Below are 20,766 nucleotides of genomic sequence, written 5' to 3' on the forward strand. Positions count from 1 at the left end.
TGCTACCAAATGCTTTTTTAATTTTACCTTGTAAAGTCAAGTTTAAGTAGTTGTTAGTTTAGTGGATGTTTCCGTCGTAGTCTAATTTTAAGTTTTTCTTATCCCCATCTTTTCTTATTTGAACTTTAAAGACTTGTTTAGCTTTCCTGTCATCTCTGTAGGTAACAAGAAATATGTCTTTATGTATAATCCATCCAGGATATTTGTTGTTAATAGCGTCTCTAACTGTTTTTGGAAGTAGAATGTTTTTATAACGCTCTATAGAACTCATGATTTTTCCGTTAGAATCATAAGTAGCAGTAATTAACCCTGAGGTTCCTCCTTCTTTTTTGGTCTTAAAAATAACTTCATAAGCCTCAAACTCTCTGTCGAATATAGGTAACTCTGTAATGTCATACCTAGCTGCTTCGTTTTGTAAGTTTACAACTAATTCAGGTGTGTCTTCATGTTGAACTTCTTTAAGATAACTTAAATTTAAAGGTTTAATAGTAACGGGTTCTAAAATAATGTTCTTTTGAACATCATTTTGGGAATAAACTAGGCTGGTAAGACCTAGAAAAAGTAAACCAAATACTAATTTTTTCATGGTACTAAGTTTTATGGTTAAATAATTAATTAAGGAGTGTGAGCAATGGTTAATTTAAGGGTGTAACAAAATTAAGGACTAGGCTTAGATAGGAATATTAAAATTGTTCATTTTACTATTAAAAATGATTCAAGAGGAAGTTTTAAAATAAGGTTTAACAAACTGTTAAGAATGGTAAAAAGAAAAATCTCGCCTAAGCGAGATTTTTACACAACTAAAATTTAAACTAAGATATTTCTTAGTAAGCGTCTTCGTGTACAGCTTTAATAGCTCTACCTGAAGGTTCGTTTTGGTTTTGAAAGCTTTCATCCCAAGCTAGTGCTGTAGGGGTGCTACATGCAATAGATGGTACTGAAGGTACCGTTAAAGCAGCAGCTTCGCTAGGGAAATGCTCTTCGAAAATAGAGCGGTAGTAGTATTCTTCTTTCGCTCTAGGTGTTTGTGTAGGGAAACGGTGTGCGGCGTTTTCCATCATTTCATCGGTAACAGCGGTTTCAACTACTTGTTTTAAGGTATCAATCCAGTTATAGCCAACTCCGTCAGAGAATTGCTCTTTTTGTCTCCAAGCTACTTCTTTTGGTAAATAGCTTTCAAAAGCTTTACGTAATACCCATTTTTCCATACGTTCTCCGTTGATCATTTTGTCTTCAGGGTTAATACGCATCGCAACATCCATAAATTCTTTATCTAAGAACGGAACACGTCCTTCAATTCCCCAAGCCATTAAACTTTTGTTAGCACGTAAGCAATCGTATTGATATAACTTATCTAATTTTCGTACTGTTTCTTTATGGAATTCTTCAGCATCTGGTGCTTTGTGAAAATATAAATAACCTCCAAAAAGTTCGTCAGCGCCTTCACCAGATAAGACCATTTTTATTCCCATTGATTTAATTACACGAGCCATTAAATACATAGGCGTAGAAGCGCGAACAGTAGTGATGTCATAAGTTTCTAAGTTGTAGATTACATCTTTTATAGCATCCAACCCTTCTTGAATGGTAAAGGTAATTTCATGATGAATAGTACCTATATGTTCTGAAACTTTTTTTGCTGCAGCCAAATCAGGAGATCCGTCTAATCCCACAGAAAATGAATGTAGTTGCGGATACCATGCAGCATCTTTATCATCTGATTCTATACGTTTAGCAGCATATTTTTTAGCAATAGCTGAGGTGATAGAAGAATCTAGTCCTCCAGATAATAAAACTCCGTAAGGTACATCACTCATTAATTGACGGTGAACAGCAGCTTCTAAAGCATCACGTACTTCGTCAATAGATGTTTGGTTATCTTTAACAGCTTCATACTCCATCCAATCACGAGAATACCATCTTTGTAATCCATCCTCACGAGTGTAATAATGTCCAGGAGGAAAAACTTCAATTTTGTTACAAACTCCCTCTAAAGCTTTAAGCTCAGAAGCAACATAAAAAGTCCCGTGTTTATCCCATCCCATATATAAAGGAATGATTCCCATATGATCACGAGCTACTAAATACTCGTCGGTCATAGAGTCGTATACTGCAAAACCGAAAATTCCGTTTAGGTCGTCTAAAAACTCAACACCTTTTTCTTTGTATAAAGCTAAGATAACTTCGCAATCAGATTGTGTTAAGAATTCATGATGTTGTTTTAACTGTTTTCTAATCTCTTTGTGGTTGTATATTTCTCCGTTAGCAGCTAACACAAATCTACGGTCGTAACTAAATAGAGGTTGTTGTCCTGAAGCAGGATCAACAATAGCTAGTCGCTCGTGAGCCATTATTGCTTTTTCATCACTATAAATACCACTCCAATCTGGACCTCTATGACGAACTTTCTTAGCCATTTCTAAAATTTGAGGTCTTAATATATCTGAAGGTTGTTTTAAATCAAACGCACATACAATTCCACACATAATTTCTGTTTTTAATTAATTATTGCAATGCAAATAAACTAATCATGTTGTTTTGTGTAAATGATATTTTTGTTTTAAGTTTTAATTTTAAACTTAAAACTAAAAAAAAAGGGTTATTTGTAATTGTTTTTTAAGATAAAAGTTATTGTTGCTTGATTTTTTTAGCAAAAGGTTGATGTGTATAAAGTTAGGTTGAAGAGGTAAGAGACACACAGATTATTATTGTTAAAGTTTATGATTCTTTACTTGGACTAAAATATATTTGCCGCGGTTTTTCTTTGAAGAAAAGAAAATTAAAAGGGAATTAGGTGAAAATCCTAAACTGTACCCGCAACTGTAAGCTACGTCTATTTTAAGTAGATACTTATTATTTCTTACACCACTGTTTTTTTACGGGAAGGTAGTAATAAGATGTTAGTCAGGAGACCTGCCAAAATTTTATTTGTTGTTGTCCTTTCGGGATTAAGAGGATGAACAATAATACACACAAGCATTTAAAAAGTTTAATGTTTGGAAGTGTTTTTATTTTCTGAAATTTTAAATTAATTATAAAGATGATACGTATATACAGTATTGCATTGTTATGTCTATTTATGACATTTTTTTCTTGTTCAAGTGATTCAACAGAACATGAACCAACTCCAATTTATGATAATTCTTTTATTGTAGGTTATGAAGGTGAAGGAACAGTAATTGGGCACTTAGATGAAGATCAGATTTATACACCTAATGTGTATGAATCGTTAAATAAAAACACAATTTCTTTTTCAGAATATGAAAGCAAACTATTTACAGTATCACAATCAGGTCCTGATTTTGTTACAAAATTTGATTTGCAAAATTTAGCTGTAGAAAAAGTAGTAACAACTTCCGCAGTTACTGATCCTTCGTATTTAACAATGTTTTCTGAAACTGAAGGGTTAATGATTTCAACTGCTGGAAGTGGAAGAAGCAAAACATACAGTTTGTCATTTTTCAATATAAATGAAGGCATAAAAGATAAAATAGAAGGAATTTCAGATAAGGTATTGTTTTCTAAGTCGGGACTTTTAGTAGATGGTGAAAATATGTTAATTGCTGACGATAAAGAGTTGAAAGTATTAAACCTTAAAGATAGGTCATTAAAAACAGCAGTAACATTTAAAGATGTTATTTCAGGAATTTTAAAAGATAAGAACAACCAAATTTGGGTTGGAACTGAAAAAAGAGTAGGAGAAAAAGCACAATTTGTAAGTCTTGCTAATGATTATTCTGTAGCAGAAACAGTTACTCTAGATGGGGTTAATTTGTATAAAACAAGCATGCTTACAATGAACTCTTCAAGTAATACTATTTATTGGGTTGAGGTGAATACAGGTTCAATTCATCGGTTTAATACAGAGAGTAAAGAAGCAACAGAGTTTGTAAACCCGATGATGGATGGAGTGATGCTTACTACCATCGTAAGAGAGCATCCTACAACAGGAAAAATATATGTTTTAGGAGCAGAAGATTTTTTTGATACAGATAAAAGTGTGTTAGTAATTTATAACGAAGAAGCTTCTGTTTTTAAAACGGTAAAAGGAGTAGGAAATTCACCTATAGATATATTCTTTTCTAAAGAAGATTTTTCAATTAACTAATTTACTTTTTGTTACGGGCTAATTTTTTTAATCTAAAAAAATTTGTCAATTCAAAATCACTTTATACATTTGCATCATAATGATGAATCAACAATTAAATAACTGGTGGTGGAAAACTCATAACTTACGTTAGTGAGACCATCTTGTTATATCTATAATACAACGAAAAGGCTTATCTCATGATAAGCCTTTTTTTTTAGCCCAACCCAACCTTCCCAAAGGGAAGGAGAAGTAAAAAAAACAAACAATGAATAATCAAAAAGATAAAAATATAAACGAATCATTTTCCCCCTTAGGGGGAATAAAAAGGGGGCTTAAGTTTACAACAGTTTCTAAAAAACAATTGGCAGATATGGTTACGCCAGTAAGTTTGTACTTAAGAACAAGAGATAAGTATGCAAATAGTTTGCTGTTAGAAAGTTCAGATTATCACAGTAAAGAAAATAGCTATTCATTTTTATGTATAGAACCTTTGGTTACAATTAAGGCAGAAAATGATGAACTGTTGTTGTTTTATAAAAAAGAAGAAAAGAAAAGAGAATCTATACAAAGAGATTTTTATGAAAAGTTTGATGTATACAGTAATTTGATTGAAGTAGATTGTTCAGAAGAAATCAAATCATTCAACGGACTGTATGGGTACACCACTTTTGATGCGGTTCAATATTTTGAAACCATAAAGTTTAACTCAAAAAAATCGCCTTCTAATATCCCATTATTACAATACAGTTTTTTCCGATTTATTGTGGCTATTAATCATTTTAAAAATGAAATGATTTTGATAGAAAACATACCAGAAGGAGAAGAGTCTAGATTGTCTGAAGTAGAAAACTTGGTGAATTCTCAATCGTTTGCTCAATATGATTTTACTTTTCAAGGAGAAGAAACTTCTAACATTACAGATGAAGAATTTAAGCAAAATGTAGTAAAAGCAAAAGAACACTGCAAGAGAGGAGATGTTTTTCAGTTGGTATTATCACGTCAATTTCAGCAGCAATTTAAAGGGGATGAATTTAATGTGTACAGAGCATTACGCTCTATAAATCCTTCTCCATATTTATTTTATTTTGATTATGGAAGTTTTAAGTTGATGGGTTCTTCGCCAGAAGCACAAATTAAGATCGATGAAGGTCAAGCAGTAATCAACCCTATAGCAGGAACTTTCAGAAGAACAGGAGATGATGAGAAAGATAGAAAGCTAGCGAAAGAGTTGGCTAATGATCCAAAGGAAAATGCAGAACATGTAATGTTGGTTGATTTAGCAAGAAATGATCTAAGCAAGCACGCTACTAATGTAACCGTTGAAACCTATAAAGAAGTGCAGTATTTTAGTCATGTAATTCACTTGGTATCCACAGTAACAGGTAAAATTACAGGAAATCCGATAGAAATTGTAGGAGATACCTTTCCGGCAGGAACATTAAGTGGTGCTCCAAAATACAAAGCCATGGAATTGATTGATACCTATGAAAATCAAACTCGTGGATTTTATGGAGGATGTGTTGGTTTTATAGGGTTGAACGGAAATGTAAATCAAGCCATTGCGATTCGTTCTTTTGTGAGTAAAAATAATACCTTGTTTTATCAAGCAGGAGCAGGAATTGTAATTAATTCGAAAGAAGAAAACGAATTACAAGAAGTAAATAACAAATTAGCAGCATTAAAAAAAGCATTAGTGTTAGCAGAAAACATATAAGATGGATATACTAATTTTAGATAATTACGACTCATTTACCTACAATCTGGTACATTATGTAGAAGATATCACAGGAAAGTTACCTGATGTATATCGTAATGATGAAATTTCTGTAGAAGAAATTAAAAATTATGATGCTATTATTCTTTCACCAGGACCAGGGATTCCTGATGAAGCAGGTATTTTAAAAGAAACCATAAAAACGTATGCTGGTAAAATTCCAATTTTTGGAGTGTGTTTGGGTTTGCAAGCAATTACTGAAGTTTTTGGAGGCGAGCTAGAAAATTTAAATGAGGTTTTTCACGGAGTTGCTACAGAAATGAAAGTAACCAAGAGTGATACAGTTACCTTTAAAGATATTCCAGAAACATTTGAAGCAGCTCGTTACCATTCATGGATTGCTTCTCATATTAATTTTCCAGAGGAATTAGAGGTGACAGTAATTGATGAAGATGGAGGAATTATGGCACTACGTCATAAAGAGTTTGCCATTGAAGCAGTACAGTTTCATCCAGAAAGCATTTTAACTCCAGATGGAAAAAAGATGCTTCAGAATTTTATTGCTTTTGCCGAAAGCCAAAAGCCAAAAGCTTAAAGCCATTGACATGAAAAAAATACTAAACACCCTATTTGAACAAAAACGATTGACTAAAGAACAATCGAAAGAAGTATTGATAAACATCGCACAAGAAAAATACAATGCTTCACAAATAGCTGCATTTATTACCGTGTTTTTAATGCGTCCGGTTTCAGTTGATGAATTATCAGGATTTAGAGAAGCTTTGTTGGAGTTAGCGATTAAAGTAGATTTATCTGATTTTAATACCATTGATTTGTGTGGAACAGGAGGTGATGGAAAAAATACCTTTAATATTTCAACATTAACTTCATTTATTGTTGCAGGAACAGGGAATAAAGCAGCAAAACATGGGAATTATGGAGTTTCTTCTGCATCGGGATCGTCTAATATGTTAGAGTTTTTAGGATATAATTTTACAAACGATGAGTCAACGTTGAAACGACAGTTGGACGAAGCAAACATTTGTTTTTTACACGCTCCGTTATTTCATCCAGCTATGAAGGTAGTGGCTCCCATCCGTAGAGAATTAGGGGTCAAAACATTTTTTAATATGCTAGGTCCTTTGGTAAACCCGAGTCAACCCCAAAATCAATTGGTAGGTGTGTTTAATTTAGAAGTGGCTAGAGTGTATAATTATATGTTGCAACAATCCAATACAAATTATGGAGTAGTACATGCATTAGATGGATATGATGAAATTTCGCTAACAGGAGATTTCAAATTATTCACAAAAGAAGCAGAACAGCAAGTTTCTCCATCTGATTTAGGTCAAAAGCAAATTGCTCCATCCGATATTTTTGGTGGGAATACAGTGAAAGAAGCTGCCGAAATATTTGTAAATATTATAAATGGAAAAGGAACAGAAGCACAGAACAATGTTGTGTTGACAAATGCTGCCTTTGCCTTAAAAACTATTGATAAACATAAGAGCTTTGAAACTGCTTTTGAAGAGGCAAAAGATTCGTTGTTAGGGTTAAAAGCAAAAGAATGTTTACATTCTTTAATTACGAATAACTAATTCATAATTAAAAAATCATAATTTATAATTGAGATGACAATACTAGATAAAATCACTGAATTTAAAAAAAGGGAAGTAGCAAAAATAAAAGCTGAGGTTCCAGTTAAAAAATTAGTGGAAAGTCCGAATTTTAAAAGACAGCCAATTTCACTAAAAAAATCATTGTTAGATCCGTATTCAACAGGAATTATAGCAGAATTTAAACGTCAATCACCTTCTAAGGGAATTATCAACGATAAAGTAACGGTTTCTGAGGTTGTTGAAGGATATTTAGATGCTAACGTTGCAGCATTATCGATTTTAACAGATACCTCATTTTTTGGAGGTACCATGGCAGATTTGATGGAAGCAAGAACGATTAATGAGCAGAAACCTATTTTAAGAAAAGATTTTATTGTTGATGGATTCCAAATTGTTGAAGCCAAAGCTATTGGTGCTGATGTAATTTTATTAATAGCCACTTGTTTAACAGCACAAGAATTAAAAAACTACGGACAATTAGCTCATGATTTAGGATTGGAAGTCTTGTATGAAGTGCATACCCAAGAGGATTTGGATAAGATAGGGAGTTTAGACAACAAGATTATAGGAATCAATAATCGTAACCTAAAAACATTTGAGGTGGATTTAGAAAACTCAATAGCGTTGGCAAGTCAAATTCCTACAAGTGCGATAAAAGTTTCTGAAAGTGGAATTTCTAATCCAAGAATAATAACAGGGTTAAAAGAATACGATTTTCAAGGTTTTTTAATTGGGGAAAACTTTATGAAGACAGAAAACCCAGGACAAGCATGTCAAGAGTTTATTAATCAAATACGATAAAAGCCCACCCCAACCCTCCCAAAGGGAGGGAGTATAAATAAAAACAAAATATAATGAAAACTAAGTTAGGAGATAAGTATAAGGATCTACAGTGTCCCCCTTCGGGGGCTCGGGGGCTTAAAGTTTGTGGAATGAAGTTCACAGAAAATATTCAGCAAGTGGCTGAATTACAACCTGATTATTTAGGGTTTATTTTCTATGAAAAATCACCAAGAAATTTTGAAGGAATTATTCCTGACTTACCAAAAGAAATTAAGAAAGTTGGTGTTTTTGTTAATGAGTATGTAGAAATAGTAGTTTCATTGATTGAAGAATATAAACTAGATGCAGTTCAGCTACATGGAGATGAAACTGTTGAGTATATCAAGAAACTAAAAGAAGGGCTACGTCAAGCTGAACTTGATTCAGCTTCTCATAAGAAGAATCCGAGACAAGTTAGGAATGATGTAGAAATCATTAAGGTGTTTGGTATCAAAGATGAGTTCAACTTTGAAGCCTTAAAACCTTATGAAGAAGTGGTAGATTATTTTTTGTTTGACACAAAAGGAAAAGAACGAGGAGGAAATGGAGAAGTGTTTAATTGGGGGATTTTAAAAAATTATAATTCAACAAAACCTTACTTTTTAAGTGGAGGAATAGGTTTAGAAGAAATAGACGAATTGCAATCGTTTTTTAAAAGAGAAGCATCTCAATATTGTTACGCCATTGATGTAAATAGCAAGTTTGAGACAAAACTAGGAGTAAAATCAGTAGAAAAATTACAGAAGTTTAAGGCATTTTGCCAAGAACTTATAGCTAAAAGCTAATCATATGAAATTTCAACCAGACAATAACGGTTATTATGGGCAATTTGGAGGAGCATTTATTCCAGAATTGTTATACCCAAACGTAAAAGAATTAGAAGATAATTATATACAAATTATAGAATCAGAGGAGTTTCAAACAGCATACAAAGATTTGTTGAAGCATTATGTAGGGCGTCCAAGTCCATTGTATTTAGCAAAGAGATTGTCAGAGAAATACGGAGCTACTATTTATTTAAAGCGAGAGGATTTAAATCATACAGGAGCGCATAAGGTAAACAATACAATTGGTCAGATTTTGATAGCAAAACATTTAGGGAAAACCAAAATTATTGCTGAAACAGGTGCAGGACAGCATGGTGTGGCCACAGCAACGGTTTGTGCTTTAATGGATTTAGAGTGTGTTGTTTTTATGGGAGAAACCGATATTAAACGCCAAGCACCAAATGTAGCTCGTATGAAAATGTTAGGAGCAAAAGTAGTGCCTGCTACTAGTGGTAGTAAAACACTGAAGGATGCTACGAATGAAGCAATTCGTTATTGGATTCAGCATCCAGACACCTATTATTTAATTGGTTCTGTGGTAGGCCCACATCCATATCCAGATATGGTAGCACGTTTACAAGCGGTTATTTCAGAAGAAATGAAAGTGCAGTTGAAAGAACAAACAGGCAAAGAAAATCCTGATACCATTATAGCCTGTGTAGGTGGAGGAAGTAATGCGGCAGGTGCTTTTTATCATTATTTAGATGATGAAGAAGTTGAATTGATTGCGGTTGAAGCAGCAGGATTAGGAGTAGATTCAGGTGAAAGCGCGGCAACTTCTCAATTAGGAGAAGTAGGGGTAATCCACGGAAGTAAAACGATTTTAATGCAAGATGAATATGGGCAAATCGTAGAACCTTATTCTATTTCCGCAGGTTTGGATTATCCAGGAGTTGGACCCTTGCATGCCTATTTGCATGAAACGAAAAGAGCAAAATTTATGAATGCTACGGATAAAGAAGCACTAGATGCTGCTTATGAATTGACAAAAATAGAAGGAATTATTCCTGCTTTAGAAAGTGCACATGCCTTGGCGGTATTACCAAAAATGGATTTACAGAAAGATCAAGTAGTTGTCGTGAATTTGTCAGGTAGAGGTGATAAAGATTTAGAAACGTATATTAAGTATTTAGAGTAACCTGTCATTCCGAACGAAGTGAGAAAACTCATATAAATTTAGATTTAAACAACACAGAAAACAATGAATTCAATTCAAAACATATTCAATCAAAAAGAAAATAATTTGTTGTCTATTTTCTTTACCGCAGGTTTTCCAAAATTAGAAGATACTACAAAAATCATTGCCGAATTAAGTAATAATGGAGTAGATTTTATTGAAGTAGGTTTACCGTATTCTGATCCGTTAGCTGATGGACCAACCATTCAGCATAGTAGTGATATAGCCCTAAGAAATGGGATGAATCTCGATGTAGTTTTTGAACAGTTATCTTCTATTAAAAGTACAAACAACACTCCTTTGGTGTTAATGGGATATGTAAATCAAATTATAAAATATGGTGAAGATCAGTTTTGTCAAAAAGTAAAAGATTGCGGAATTGATACGGTAATTATTCCAGATTTACCAATGGTAGAATATGAAAATCACTATCAGCAGTTGTTTGAAAAATACGGAATTACAAATGTATTTTTAATCACGCCACATACTTCCGAAGAGCGTATCCGTAAAATTGACAGCTTAACCAAAGCATTTATTTATGTGGTTGCTTCAGCGTCTATTACAGGTGCGAAAGGAGAAGTTTCCGAAGAACAAATAGCCTATTTTAAAAGAATCCAAGCCATGAATTTACAAAGTAAACTTATTGTTGGTTTTGGTATTTCAGATAATAAAACTTTTACAAAAGCTTGTAATTATATGAATGGAGCTATTATAGGATCATCTTTTATAAAAAGCTTACAAAAAGGAAAAGAAATAAGAACTTTTATAAACTCAGTTATTAATAAGTAGTAACTTCAATTACACCATTAGCACCTCTAAGACCATAAATAGCAGCATCAGGGCCTTTTAAAACAGTTATTTTTTTAATGTCAGCTGGGTTTGTACTTGCAAAAGAGGCTAAGCTTACAGCTGCTTTATTTACTATAAATAAAGGTTCAACAGAACCATTTACAGTGTTAATTCCTCTAATAATTATTGTGTTGCCAGAAGTAACTCGCACTCCAGGAACTTGACCTCTTATATATTCGTAAATGTTTTTGTATTGAAAAGCAGATAAAGACTGTTCAGCTATAACATTAGAAGGTTTTTGTTCTGTAATGATGATGTTTTCTCCTGATTTTTTTAACACAATTCTATTGTATTTTTTGTCATAATAACTAATGGTATTTATACCATGAATAGGTGAAAAAGCAGTTATTTTTTTTGGTTTAATTTTAGTCGTTATTATTAAAATTCCTTTTGAATTAGTTCTTTCTTTTTGTTTGATGTTATCAAATAATATGATAGCATCTGATATAGGATTATTGTCTTCTCCTTTCACTATTATGTGAATTTCTTTTTGTTCTTGAGAAAAAGATTGGTTACAAATAATTAAAGTAAATACTAAAAAGATATATTTTATTATTTTCATAGAATGTTTTTTTTGCAATAAAGATATAAAAAAAAGAGTGTAATTGTTAAGAAATTGCTAATTTTTATGTAGTTATAGTCCTAAACAAGTAATTTGGTTTTTTTAAAACGAACAACATGACAAAAAAAGTATTTTTAGGACTTGCACTTTTAGCAGGGAATTTCTTGTCAGCTCAAACTACATTAATACGTAAACCAGCGATTAGCCCTGACGCTTCTCAAATGGCATTTAGTTATTACGGTGATATTTGGCTGTACAATTTTACTAACCAACAAACAAAGAGGCTAACAATTCATAAAGGATATGAAAGTGATCCTATATGGAATGAAAAAGGAACAGAAATTGCATTTTCTTCTAATAGAAAAGGAAATGATAATGTGTTTATAACTTCTGTAAATGGAGGAGTTCCAAAGCAATTAACATATTATCCAACAGCCAACATACCAACGGATTGGACAAAAGAAGGAGATGTTGTTTTTACTACAGGGCGTGTGTTAAGAGGACCAGAGTGGGATAAACAAATGTATGTGGTAAATGAAAAAGGAGAAACGCCTCGTCGTTTGTTAACAGCCTATGGAGAAATGGCGAGAGTATCTCCTAACGGGAAATTAATCGCTTTTACTAAAGGAGCATGTCGTATTTCTCGTGAAGATTATACGGGGTCAGCTCAACGTGATATTTGGATTTACAACACGGAGACAAACCAATACAATCAAATAACTACAAGTAATAAAAATGATCATTCACCAGCTTGGGATGCTTCAGGTAATTTATATTATATAGGAGCTGAAAGTGGGCGTTATAATGTTTACAAACAGTCAGTTTCTGCAAACGGAACAGCAAACGGAATAGCAACTCAATTAACAAAACAAACTAAAGACGGTGTTCGTACTTTTTCGGTAAGTAATAACGGAACTATTGTATATTTAAGTGGAGTTGATACCTACAAATTAGAGAACGGAAAAGCTGAAAAAATTGATTTAAAAATTATTTCAGATAATCGTTTTGCAGAAGAAGAAACAAAAACAGTTTCTAATGAAATAAGTAATTATGCTATTTCTCCTGATGGAAAAAGTATTGCTTTAGAAATTAATGGAGAAATTTTCGTAAAAGAAAACAACAAAGAAAAAAAGTACTCAAACAATGTAAGTAAGCATCCGTATAGAGATATCAATCCACAGTGGTTAGATAACAAAACAGTAGTGTTTTCTTCGGATAGAGACGGGAATTTTGAGTTGTTTAGCGCTGTGTCAACAGATACTTTAGTCGGATTACACCGTAGTTTAAAAACTAAAGTAGCAAAATTAACGAACAGTAAAGAAGATGTTGAATATTCATTAGTTTCTCCTGATGGAAAGAAGATCGCTTATCAAGTAGGAAGAGGTATTTTAATGATTGGTGATATTAAAAAAGGAAAAATTACGAATGCAAAAGAGTACTCTAATTCTTGGGCAGAAACTGAAGGTGTTTCATGGAGTCCAGATAGTAAATACATAGCGTATTCTCAAGAAGATTTGAATTTTGATAGTGAAATTTTTATTCAGTCGATAGCAAATCCAGCAATAAAAATGAATGTATCAATGCATCCAAGAAGTGATCGTAATCCTATTTGGAGTGCAGATGGTAAAAAATTAGCGTTCTTATCAAACAGAAGCGGAATCAACTATGATGTATGGATGGTTTGGTTGGAAAAATCTGACTGGGAAAAAACAAAGTTAGATCGTGAAGAAGGAGCGTATTATCCTGAGAAAAAAGAAGAAGATTCAAAAGATAAAAAGGATAAAAAAGCCAAGAAAAAAGTAGAAGTAAAAATTGATGAAGATAAAATTTATGATCGTTTAGTTCAAGTTACTTCTTTACAAGATAATGAGTATAGTCCTGTGTTTAGTGCAGATAGTGAGTTTATTTATTTCTCAGCTACTGATCCTGCAACACAAAAGAGAAGTACGTATAAGGTGAAATGGGATGGAAGCAAGCCTCAACTAGTAAAAGGAGTAATTAATGCAGGTAACTTCTCAGACAATAAAGGGAAAGTTTACTTTACTTCAAGAGGAAAATTAGCTCAGTTAGACACTAAATCAGATAAAATAACAAACCTTCCTCATAGCGCAACTTATACTGTAGATATTGAAAAGTTAAATCAACAAGTTTTTGAAGAAGGAATACGTGCTTTAACAGCTGGTTTTTACGATCCTGAATTCCACGGATACAATTGGAATGCTTTAGTGAAAAAGTACAAGCCTTGGGTATTATCAGCAACTACCCATGAAGATTATACCTATATGTTTAACTTACTTTTAGGGCAGTTAAACGCAAGTCACATGGGGTATAGAGGAAGTGCTCCAAGAAACGAAAGTGATAGAGTAGGAGTATTAGGGCTAGAGGTTGAAAACACCAAAAAAGGAGTGAAAATACTATATGTATTACCAAATTCAGTAGCCGATAAATCTAACAGTAAATTGAAAGTAGGTGATGTTATTACTGCTGTTAATGGTCAAGAGATTGGAAAGAATACTAATTTTTACAGCTTATTAAAAAACACGCAATCAAAAGAGATATTGTTAAGCTTAGCTGGAGGAAAAGAAGTTGTATTGCGTCCAGAAAGATCTCTTAGAAATTTACAATATGAAGAATGGGTAAATTCAAGAAAGAAATTAGTAGATGAATACTCTAACGGTCAATTAGGATATATTCATATTCAAGGGATGAACATGCCAAGTTTTGAGCGTTTTGAACGTGAATTAAAAGCTAGTGGTTATGGTAAAAAAGGAATCGTAATCGATGTGCGTTACAATGGTGGTGGATGGACTACTGATAGATTGATGGCGGTGTTAAATGTAGATCAACATGCGTACACAGTTCCAAGAGGTGCGGTAAATAGCTTGAAGAATCATAAGAAATTTGCAGATCACTACCCGTTTAACGAACGTGCTGTTTTATCGGTAAATACTAAGCCAGTGGTAGCATTATGTAACGAAAATAGTTATTCTAATGCTGAAATTTTCTCACATGCATTCAAAAGTTTAGGATTAGGGAAATTAGTTGGTCAACCAACTTTTGGAGCTGTTGTATCTACAGGAAGTAAGCGATTAGCTAACGGAAGCGTTCGTATGCCTTTTAGAGCATGGTTTGTAAAGAAAACAGGAGGAAACATGGAAAATGAAGCACCAGCAACTCCTGATTATTTAGTGAAAAACGCACCAGGATGGAAAGATAGAGGTGAAGATGCTCAATTAAAGAAAGCAGTTGAGGTATTATTACAAGACATTAAGTAATAAGAACAAAAAATAAGATCAAGCGCAGAGTTTAAACTCTGCGCTTTTTTTATTCCTATTTTTGCAAAATGATGCAGATTACAGAACAAGAATTGTTAGAAAAATTAAAAGTAAATTTTGGATACGATAGTTTTCGTTTAGAGCAACAGGCTATTATTGAAAATATTTTAGCAAAAAAAGATACCTTGGTTATTATGCCAACAGGTGGAGGAAAATCTATTTGTTACCAATTACCAGCATTATTTTCTGAAGGAGTTACGTTGGTTATTTCTCCATTAATTGCTTTGATGAAAGATCAAGTAGATAGCTTGAAAGCAAACGGGATTTCTGCAACTTTTTTCAATAGTAGTCAATCAACAGAAGAGCAACAACAAGTATTTGATGCGATAGCTTCAAAAAGCATAAAACTACTATACGTTGCTCCCGAAAGTTTATCATTACTTCAAAATGTGTTAAATCAAACGTATATAAGCTGTATTGCTGTTGATGAAGCACATTGTATTTCTGCTTGGGGACACGATTTTCGTCCTTCTTATAAACAATTAGCATTTTTAAAAAAATCATTACCTGAAGTTCCTATTGTGGCGTTAACAGCAACTGCTGATAAAGCAACTCAACAAGATATTTTAGAGCAATTAGCAATCCCCAATGCTACACAATTTATAAGTTCTTTTAATAGAGAAAATATTGCTTTAGAAGTGCGTCCTGCAAACGATAGAGTACAGCAAATCATTCAATTTATTAAGAAAAGACCTAATGAAGCAGGGATAATTTATTGTTTGAGTAGAAAAGCCACGGAACAATTAGCTAGTAAATTACAACAAAACAATATTGATGCTAAAGCGTATCATGCAGGATTATCATTTGAAGAAAGAGCTAAAACTCAAGAGGACTTTATAAAAGACGATTGCGAGGTAATTTGTGCCACCATTGCTTTTGGAATGGGAATTGACAAATCGAATGTTCGTTGGGTAATTCACTATAATATGCCTAAAAATATTGAGGGATATTATCAAGAAATAGGACGTTCAGGTCGTGATGGATTACCGGCGAAAGCCTTACTGTTTCATAGTTATGCAGATGTTATTCAGTTGCGTCAGTTTATAGAGAACACGGGAAATAAAGAAGTTCAAGAGGCAAAATTAGAACGCATGAAGCAATTTGCTGAAGCCACCGTTTGCCGAAGAAAAATATTACTGAGTTATTTTGGAGAATTAATAGAAGAGAACTGCGGAAATTGCGATGTGTGTGAGAATCCACCACAATTTTTCGATGGAACAATTATTGCACAAAAAGGGCTGTCAGCCATTTATCGATTACAAGAAAAAGAAGCAATGGGAACGGTGATTGATGTGTTAAGAGGAGCTAAAAATGCAGCAGTCTTAGATAAAAATTATGATAAGTTGAAAACTTATGGGGTAGGTAATGATGTTTCTTGGAGAGATTGGCAACATTATTTAATTCAGTTAACGAATCAAGGGTATTGCCAAATCGCCTTTCATTTGAATAATAGTTTGCAACTTACTGATTTTTCAAATAAAGTACTTTTTGATGGGGAAAAAGTACAGTTAACCACTCCTGTAGAGTTTCAAAAGGAGGTAAAAGAAGCAGTAAAAGAGAAAAGAAAGAAAGCTGTTAAAGATACCTTGTTTGAGCGTTTACGAAAACTTCGTTATCGAATTGCTCAAGAAGAAGATATAGCTGCCTATTTGGTGTTTAATGATGCTACACTTAAAGAAATAGAAAGAGAAAGGCCACAATCTGACGAAGAATTTTTGGCAATAAGTGGAGTTGGACAACGAAAATTAGAAGTTTATGGGGGTGAGTTTATGGAAGAGATTAAAACGTTTTTAAACGAAAAGAAACGAACTAAAAAGGATACTACTTTAGAAACCTTTAAGTTGTATAAAGAAGGATTAACCGTTGATGAAATCGCTGAAAATCGCGGATTAAAACCTACCACCATTTTTTCTCATTTATCTAAATTGTATTTAGAAGGGAAAGATGTGAGTTTAGATGAATTCATAGAAGCTGATGTTTTAGCGCTAGTGGCTAATGCTAAAAAAGTACTAAAAAATGAAACGGCCTTAAAACCCTATTTTGAGTTTTTAGGAGAAAAAGTCCCGTATGAAAAAATACGAGTAGGGTTGACCATTTTACAAAGGAAAAGATAGTGTATTATGAATGAGAACCTTTTTCCTATTGATGCTGATTCAGACGCTATTTTAAACTTACAAGAGAAGATTGAAGTATTAAAAGGTAAGATTGAAGAAGTAGAAATCAAGCTATTTCCTTTTGAACAATCGTTACGAAATGCAATTGCTGATTTATTAATAGAAGAGCGAGAGTTAACCATTTTATATAAAGAGCAAAAGAAAGCTAAAAAAGAGAAAAGGTTGGCACAAAAGCGAAAAGGAAAAAACTACAAAGAACCAATAGGTATTGTGCCTGTTTCAAAAAAAGAAGTAGCAGAAAAAACAAATCAAAAAGAGAAGAAAAGATTATATAAAGAAGCAATGTTGTATGTGCATCCTGATAAATTTTCGATGCAAGAAAATGAGCAACAAAAAGCATTAGAAACAACAACAAAATTGATTGAAATATATCAAAACGGAAGCTTTGAAGAGTTAGAGGCTTTTCATGCACACATTTTTGGAGGTAATACCACAATGAATTTTAGTAAAGACATTTCGTTAGTTAAGAAAACAACTAGCAATGCTACGTATTTAAAAAAGGAGATTGAGCGTTTAGAAAAACAACTAACCGATTTGTTATATAGTTATACCTATAAAGTTTTAACAACCTATAAAAACCCGCTGTCATTTGTTGATGAACTGAAAGCTTATTATGATGATAGGATTTTTAAACTCCGTAAACGAACTAGAACAAAAAAATAAAGCTCTTAGAAATTTCTAAGAGCTTTATTTTGCTTATCTGCAAACATTGTTTGCTACATATTTCGTCTGTATTGACCTCCAACTTCAAATAATGCTGAAGTAATTTGTCCTAAAGAACAAACTTTAGTAGCATCCATTAATTTTTCAAAAATATTTTCATTTTGAATGGCAGCTTCTTGAATGATAGCTAATTCTTGAGCTACTTTCTCTTTGTTAGCTTCATTCAGGTTCTCTTTAGTCTTGATTTGGAATTGTTTTTCTTCCTCCGTAGCACGAATAACTTCTTGTGGAGTAACCGTTGGAGAGCCTTTAGAACTTAAGAATGTATTTACACCAATAATAGGGAATTCACCAGTGTGTTTTAAGGTTTCGTAGTATAAACTTTCTTCTTGAATTTTAGAACGTTGATACATGGTTTCCATAGCTCCTAAAACACCACCACGTTCCGTAATTCTGTCAAATTCAGCCAATACAGCTTCCTCTACTAAATCAGTTAATTCTTCAATAATAAATGAACCTTGAATTGGGTTTTCGTTTTTAGCCAATCCTAATTCTTTATTGATGATTAACTGAATTGCCATCGCACGACGTACAGATTCTTCTGTAGGTGTTGTAATTGCTTCGTCGTAAGCATTTGTATGTAACGAGTTACAGTTATCGTAAATCGCATATAATGCCTGTAAAGTTGTACGGATATCATTAAAATCAATTTCTTGAGCGTGTAATGAACGTCCAGAAGTTTGAATATGATATTTTAACATTTGAGCTCTAGGGTTTGCTGCGTACTTATACTTTAAGGCCTTTGCCCAAATTTTACGAGCTACACGACCAATCACCGCATATTCAGGATCAATACCATTTGAGAAGAAGAACGATAAGTTTGGTCCAAACTTATTAATATCCATTCCTCTTGATAAGTAGTATTCTACGTAGGTAAATCCATTTGCTAAAGTTAACGCTAACTGTGTAATCGGATTCGCACCAGCTTCTGCAATATGATATCCAGAGATTGAAACTGAATAGAAATTACGAACATTTTTATCAATAAAATACTCTTGTACATCTCCCATTAAACGTAATGCAAATTCCGTAGAGAAAATACACGTGTTTTGTGCTTGGTCTTCTTTTAAGATGTCTGCTTGAACCGTACCACGTACTTGTGCTAAAGTATTTGCTTTGATTTCAGCGTATACATCCGCAGGTAAAATTTGATCACCTGTAACACCTAGTAATAACAAACCTAATCCGTCATTACCTTCTGGTAAATCACCGTTGTATTTTGGTCTGTCAATTCCTTTGTCGTCGTATAATTCTTTAAGTTTTGCTTCAACCTTTTTCTCTAGTTTGTGCTCTTTGATGTATTTTTCACAATTCTGATCAATTGCTGCATTCATAAAGAATCCTAATAACATAGGAGCAGGACCATTAATAGTCATAGAAACCGAAGTCATTGCATGACTTAAATCGAAACCAGAGTATAATTTTTTAGCATCGTCTAAACAACAAATAGATACACCAGCATTTCCAATTTTACCGTAAATATCAGGTCTGTGTCCTGGGTCGTTACCGTATAACGTAACCGAGTCAAATGCAGTAGATAAACGCTTAGCAGGCATACCTAAACTTACATAGTGGAAACGACGGTTGGTACGTTCAGGTCCACCTTCACCCGCAAACATACGTGTAGGATCTTCTCCTGTACGTTTAAATGGGTATAATCCTGATGCATAAGGAAACTCTCCTGGAACATTCTCTTGTAAGTTCCAACGTAATAAATCACCCCAAGCTTGGTATTTAGGTAGCGCTACTTTCGGAATTTGAGTATGTGAAAGTGATTCTGTATGCGTTTCTATTTTAATTTCCTTATCACGTACTTTAAACGAGTAAATAGGATCTTTGTATTTTTTTACTTTCTCTTGCCAGTTTAAAATGATTTCCCAGTTATGTGGGTCAAGATTTAGTTTTACTTTATCAAATTGAGCAAATAATAACTTTACAAATGGTTGTTCTTCCTCCTGAACTTGTTTCTGAATTTCATCTTGGTCAATTCCGTTTTTAGTAAGGAAAGGTTCCGTCACTTCGTTCGGAATGACAGATAAGATGGTTTGATAGATTCCGTATAATTTCTGAGCTACTTTTTCTTGCTCATCAACTTTTTTGTCGTAAGCGCGGTTGTTTTCTGAAATTTCAGATAAATAACGTGTTCTACTTGGTGGAATTACAAATATCTTTTCAGACATTTCTTTTGTAATTTCAAAAGTAGATTGTAAATCAGCTCCAGTTTTTTCAACCAATTTATCCATAATCGCTTTGTATAGCGAATTCATTCCTGGGTCGTTAAATTGAGATGCAATGGTTCCAAAAACAGGCATGTCATCCATATGAACATCCCATAAATTGTTGTTACGCATGTATTGTTTTTTTACATCGCGTAAAGCATCTAAAGCTCCTCTTTTATCAAATTTGTTAATGGCTACTAAGTCAGCAAAATCAAGCATGTCGATTTTTTCTAACTGTGTTGCAGCACCAAATTCGGGAGTCATTACATACAAAGAAGTATCAGAATGTTCGATAATCTCTGTATCTGATTGTCCAATACCAGAAGTCTCTAAAATGATTAAGTCAAACTCCGCAGCTTTTAAAACTTCTACCGCTTCGTTTACGTATTTAGATAACGCTAAGTTTGACTGACGTGTAGCTAATGAACGCATGTATACACGTTCATTGTTAATAGCATTCATACGAATACGGTCACCTAACAAAGCACCACCTGTTTTTCTTTTAGAAGGATCAACAGAAATTAATCCGATAGTTTTGTTTGGAAAATCAATTAAGAAACGACGAACTAATTCGTCAACTAAACTCGATTTACCAGCACCACCAGTACCAGTAATTCCTAGAACAGCCCCTTTTCCCGTTTTCCCCGAAGGGGAA

At 33.3% G+C, this 20,766-nt stretch carries 15 protein-coding genes and 1 riboswitch; of the genes, 11 read left to right on the forward strand and 4 right to left on the reverse strand.

Features of this window, described 5'->3' with window-relative positions; translation table 11 throughout:
• Window positions 1-58 precede the first annotated feature (58 nt).
• Together OU788_RS08300 and asnB are read right to left on the reverse strand one after the other, a co-directional pair.
• Window positions 59-586: a hypothetical protein gene (locus OU788_RS08300; RefSeq protein ID WP_274634743.1), complete on the reverse strand. Its 528-nt coding sequence runs from the start codon at window positions 584-586 to the stop codon at window positions 59-61.
• A gap of 238 nt (window positions 587-824) precedes the next feature.
• Window positions 825-2,486 carry an asparagine synthase B gene (gene asnB / locus OU788_RS08305; protein ID WP_274634744.1) on the reverse strand — a complete coding sequence of 554 codons (1,662 nt, stop codon included), beginning with the start codon at window positions 2,484-2,486 and terminating at the stop codon, window positions 825-827.
• A 251-nt stretch (window positions 2,487-2,737) separates the two neighbouring features.
• A riboswitch (cobalamin riboswitch) is annotated at window positions 2,738-2,935 on the forward strand.
• Window positions 2,936-3,040: 105 nt separating this feature from the next.
• Here asnB and OU788_RS08310 point away from each other — a divergent pair.
• From OU788_RS08310 to trpA, 8 genes are all read left to right on the forward strand, one after another.
• On the forward strand, window positions 3,041-4,108 hold the full coding sequence (locus OU788_RS08310) for a hypothetical protein (protein ID WP_274634745.1): 1,068 nt from the start codon (window positions 3,041-3,043) through the stop codon (window positions 4,106-4,108).
• A 352-nt stretch (window positions 4,109-4,460) separates the two neighbouring features.
• Entirely contained in the window at window positions 4,461-5,804 is a 1,344-nt protein-coding gene (locus OU788_RS08315) for an anthranilate synthase component I family protein (protein ID WP_446751481.1), read from the forward strand.
• Between the two features lies 1 nt (window position 5,805).
• A complete protein-coding gene (locus OU788_RS08320; RefSeq protein ID WP_274634747.1) occupies window positions 5,806-6,399 on the forward strand; it encodes an anthranilate synthase component II in 594 nt (197 codons plus the stop codon).
• Between the two features lie 10 nt (window positions 6,400-6,409).
• Entirely contained in the window at window positions 6,410-7,402 is a 993-nt protein-coding gene (gene trpD / locus OU788_RS08325; RefSeq protein WP_274634748.1) for an anthranilate phosphoribosyltransferase, read from the forward strand.
• 33 nt (window positions 7,403-7,435) lie between these two features.
• The gene (gene trpC, locus OU788_RS08330; RefSeq protein ID WP_274634749.1) at window positions 7,436-8,224 is read left to right on the forward strand and encodes an indole-3-glycerol phosphate synthase TrpC; all 789 of its coding nucleotides are present in this window, start codon (window positions 7,436-7,438) and stop codon (window positions 8,222-8,224) included.
• A 131-nt stretch (window positions 8,225-8,355) separates the two neighbouring features.
• Complete coding sequence (locus OU788_RS08335) at window positions 8,356-9,030, forward strand: phosphoribosylanthranilate isomerase (RefSeq protein WP_274634750.1); 675 nt, start codon at window positions 8,356-8,358, stop codon at window positions 9,028-9,030.
• A gap of 4 nt (window positions 9,031-9,034) precedes the next feature.
• Window positions 9,035-10,210 (forward strand): tryptophan synthase subunit beta, encoded by a 1,176-nt coding sequence (trpB, locus tag OU788_RS08340; protein WP_274634751.1) that lies wholly within the window; start codon window positions 9,035-9,037, stop codon window positions 10,208-10,210.
• Between the two features lie 63 nt (window positions 10,211-10,273).
• Complete coding sequence (trpA, locus tag OU788_RS08345) at window positions 10,274-11,038, forward strand: tryptophan synthase subunit alpha (protein ID WP_274634752.1); 765 nt, start codon at window positions 10,274-10,276, stop codon at window positions 11,036-11,038.
• On the opposite strand, the gene OU788_RS08350 is transcribed toward trpA, so the two are convergent.
• Window positions 11,028-11,660 carry a TonB-dependent receptor plug domain-containing protein gene (locus OU788_RS08350; RefSeq protein WP_274634753.1) on the reverse strand — a complete coding sequence of 211 codons (633 nt, stop codon included), beginning with the start codon at window positions 11,658-11,660 and terminating at the stop codon, window positions 11,028-11,030. The two genes, trpA and OU788_RS08350, sit on opposite strands and share 11 nt — an antisense overlap.
• A gap of 116 nt (window positions 11,661-11,776) precedes the next feature.
• Between OU788_RS08350 and OU788_RS08355 the strand changes: the two genes are divergently transcribed.
• The 3 genes from OU788_RS08355 (at window position 11,777) to OU788_RS08365 (ending at window position 17,832) form a co-directional block, all read left to right on the forward strand.
• Window positions 11,777-14,935: a S41 family peptidase gene (locus tag OU788_RS08355; RefSeq protein WP_274634754.1), complete on the forward strand. Its 3,159-nt coding sequence runs from the start codon at window positions 11,777-11,779 to the stop codon at window positions 14,933-14,935.
• A 68-nt stretch (window positions 14,936-15,003) separates the two neighbouring features.
• Window positions 15,004-17,109 (forward strand): DNA helicase RecQ, encoded by a 2,106-nt coding sequence (gene recQ, locus OU788_RS08360; protein WP_446751480.1) that lies wholly within the window; start codon window positions 15,004-15,006, stop codon window positions 17,107-17,109.
• 6 nt (window positions 17,110-17,115) lie between these two features.
• Complete coding sequence (locus OU788_RS08365) at window positions 17,116-17,832, forward strand: hypothetical protein (RefSeq protein ID WP_274634755.1); 717 nt, start codon at window positions 17,116-17,118, stop codon at window positions 17,830-17,832.
• A gap of 53 nt (window positions 17,833-17,885) precedes the next feature.
• On the opposite strand, the gene OU788_RS08370 is transcribed toward OU788_RS08365, so the two are convergent.
• A partial coding sequence (locus OU788_RS08370) for a methylmalonyl-CoA mutase family protein (protein WP_274634756.1) occupies window positions 17,886-20,766 on the reverse strand: 2,881 nt, incomplete at its 5' end.

It is taken from the genome of Tenacibaculum sp. L6, assembly GCF_028823685.1.
In the GTDB taxonomy this organism is placed as follows: Bacteria; Bacteroidota; Bacteroidia; order Flavobacteriales; family Flavobacteriaceae; genus Polaribacter.

What these genes read in the sequence shown, in the direction of transcription:
- OU788_RS08300 (WP_274634743.1), bottom strand. Translation starts at nt 586, where the DNA reads ATGAAAAAATTAGTATTTGGTTTACTTTTTCTAGGTCTTACCAGCCTA.
- asnB (WP_274634744.1), bottom strand. Translation starts at nt 2,486, where the DNA reads ATGTGTGGAATTGTATGTGCGTTTGATTTAAAACAACCTTCAGATATA.
- OU788_RS08310 (WP_274634745.1), top strand. Translation starts at nt 3,041, where the DNA reads ATGATACGTATATACAGTATTGCATTGTTATGTCTATTTATGACATTT.
- OU788_RS08315 (WP_446751481.1), top strand. Translation starts at nt 4,461, where the DNA reads ATGGTTACGCCAGTAAGTTTGTACTTAAGAACAAGAGATAAGTATGCA.
- OU788_RS08320 (WP_274634747.1), top strand. Translation starts at nt 5,806, where the DNA reads ATGGATATACTAATTTTAGATAATTACGACTCATTTACCTACAATCTG.
- trpD (WP_274634748.1), top strand. Translation starts at nt 6,410, where the DNA reads ATGAAAAAAATACTAAACACCCTATTTGAACAAAAACGATTGACTAAA.
- trpC (WP_274634749.1), top strand. Translation starts at nt 7,436, where the DNA reads ATGACAATACTAGATAAAATCACTGAATTTAAAAAAAGGGAAGTAGCA.
- OU788_RS08335 (WP_274634750.1), top strand. Translation starts at nt 8,356, where the DNA reads ATGAAGTTCACAGAAAATATTCAGCAAGTGGCTGAATTACAACCTGAT.
- trpB (WP_274634751.1), top strand. Translation starts at nt 9,035, where the DNA reads ATGAAATTTCAACCAGACAATAACGGTTATTATGGGCAATTTGGAGGA.
- trpA (WP_274634752.1), top strand. Translation starts at nt 10,274, where the DNA reads ATGAATTCAATTCAAAACATATTCAATCAAAAAGAAAATAATTTGTTG.
- OU788_RS08350 (WP_274634753.1), bottom strand. Translation starts at nt 11,660, where the DNA reads ATGAAAATAATAAAATATATCTTTTTAGTATTTACTTTAATTATTTGT.
- OU788_RS08355 (WP_274634754.1), top strand. Translation starts at nt 11,777, where the DNA reads ATGACAAAAAAAGTATTTTTAGGACTTGCACTTTTAGCAGGGAATTTC.
- recQ (WP_446751480.1), top strand. Translation starts at nt 15,004, where the DNA reads ATGATGCAGATTACAGAACAAGAATTGTTAGAAAAATTAAAAGTAAAT.
- OU788_RS08365 (WP_274634755.1), top strand. Translation starts at nt 17,116, where the DNA reads ATGAATGAGAACCTTTTTCCTATTGATGCTGATTCAGACGCTATTTTA.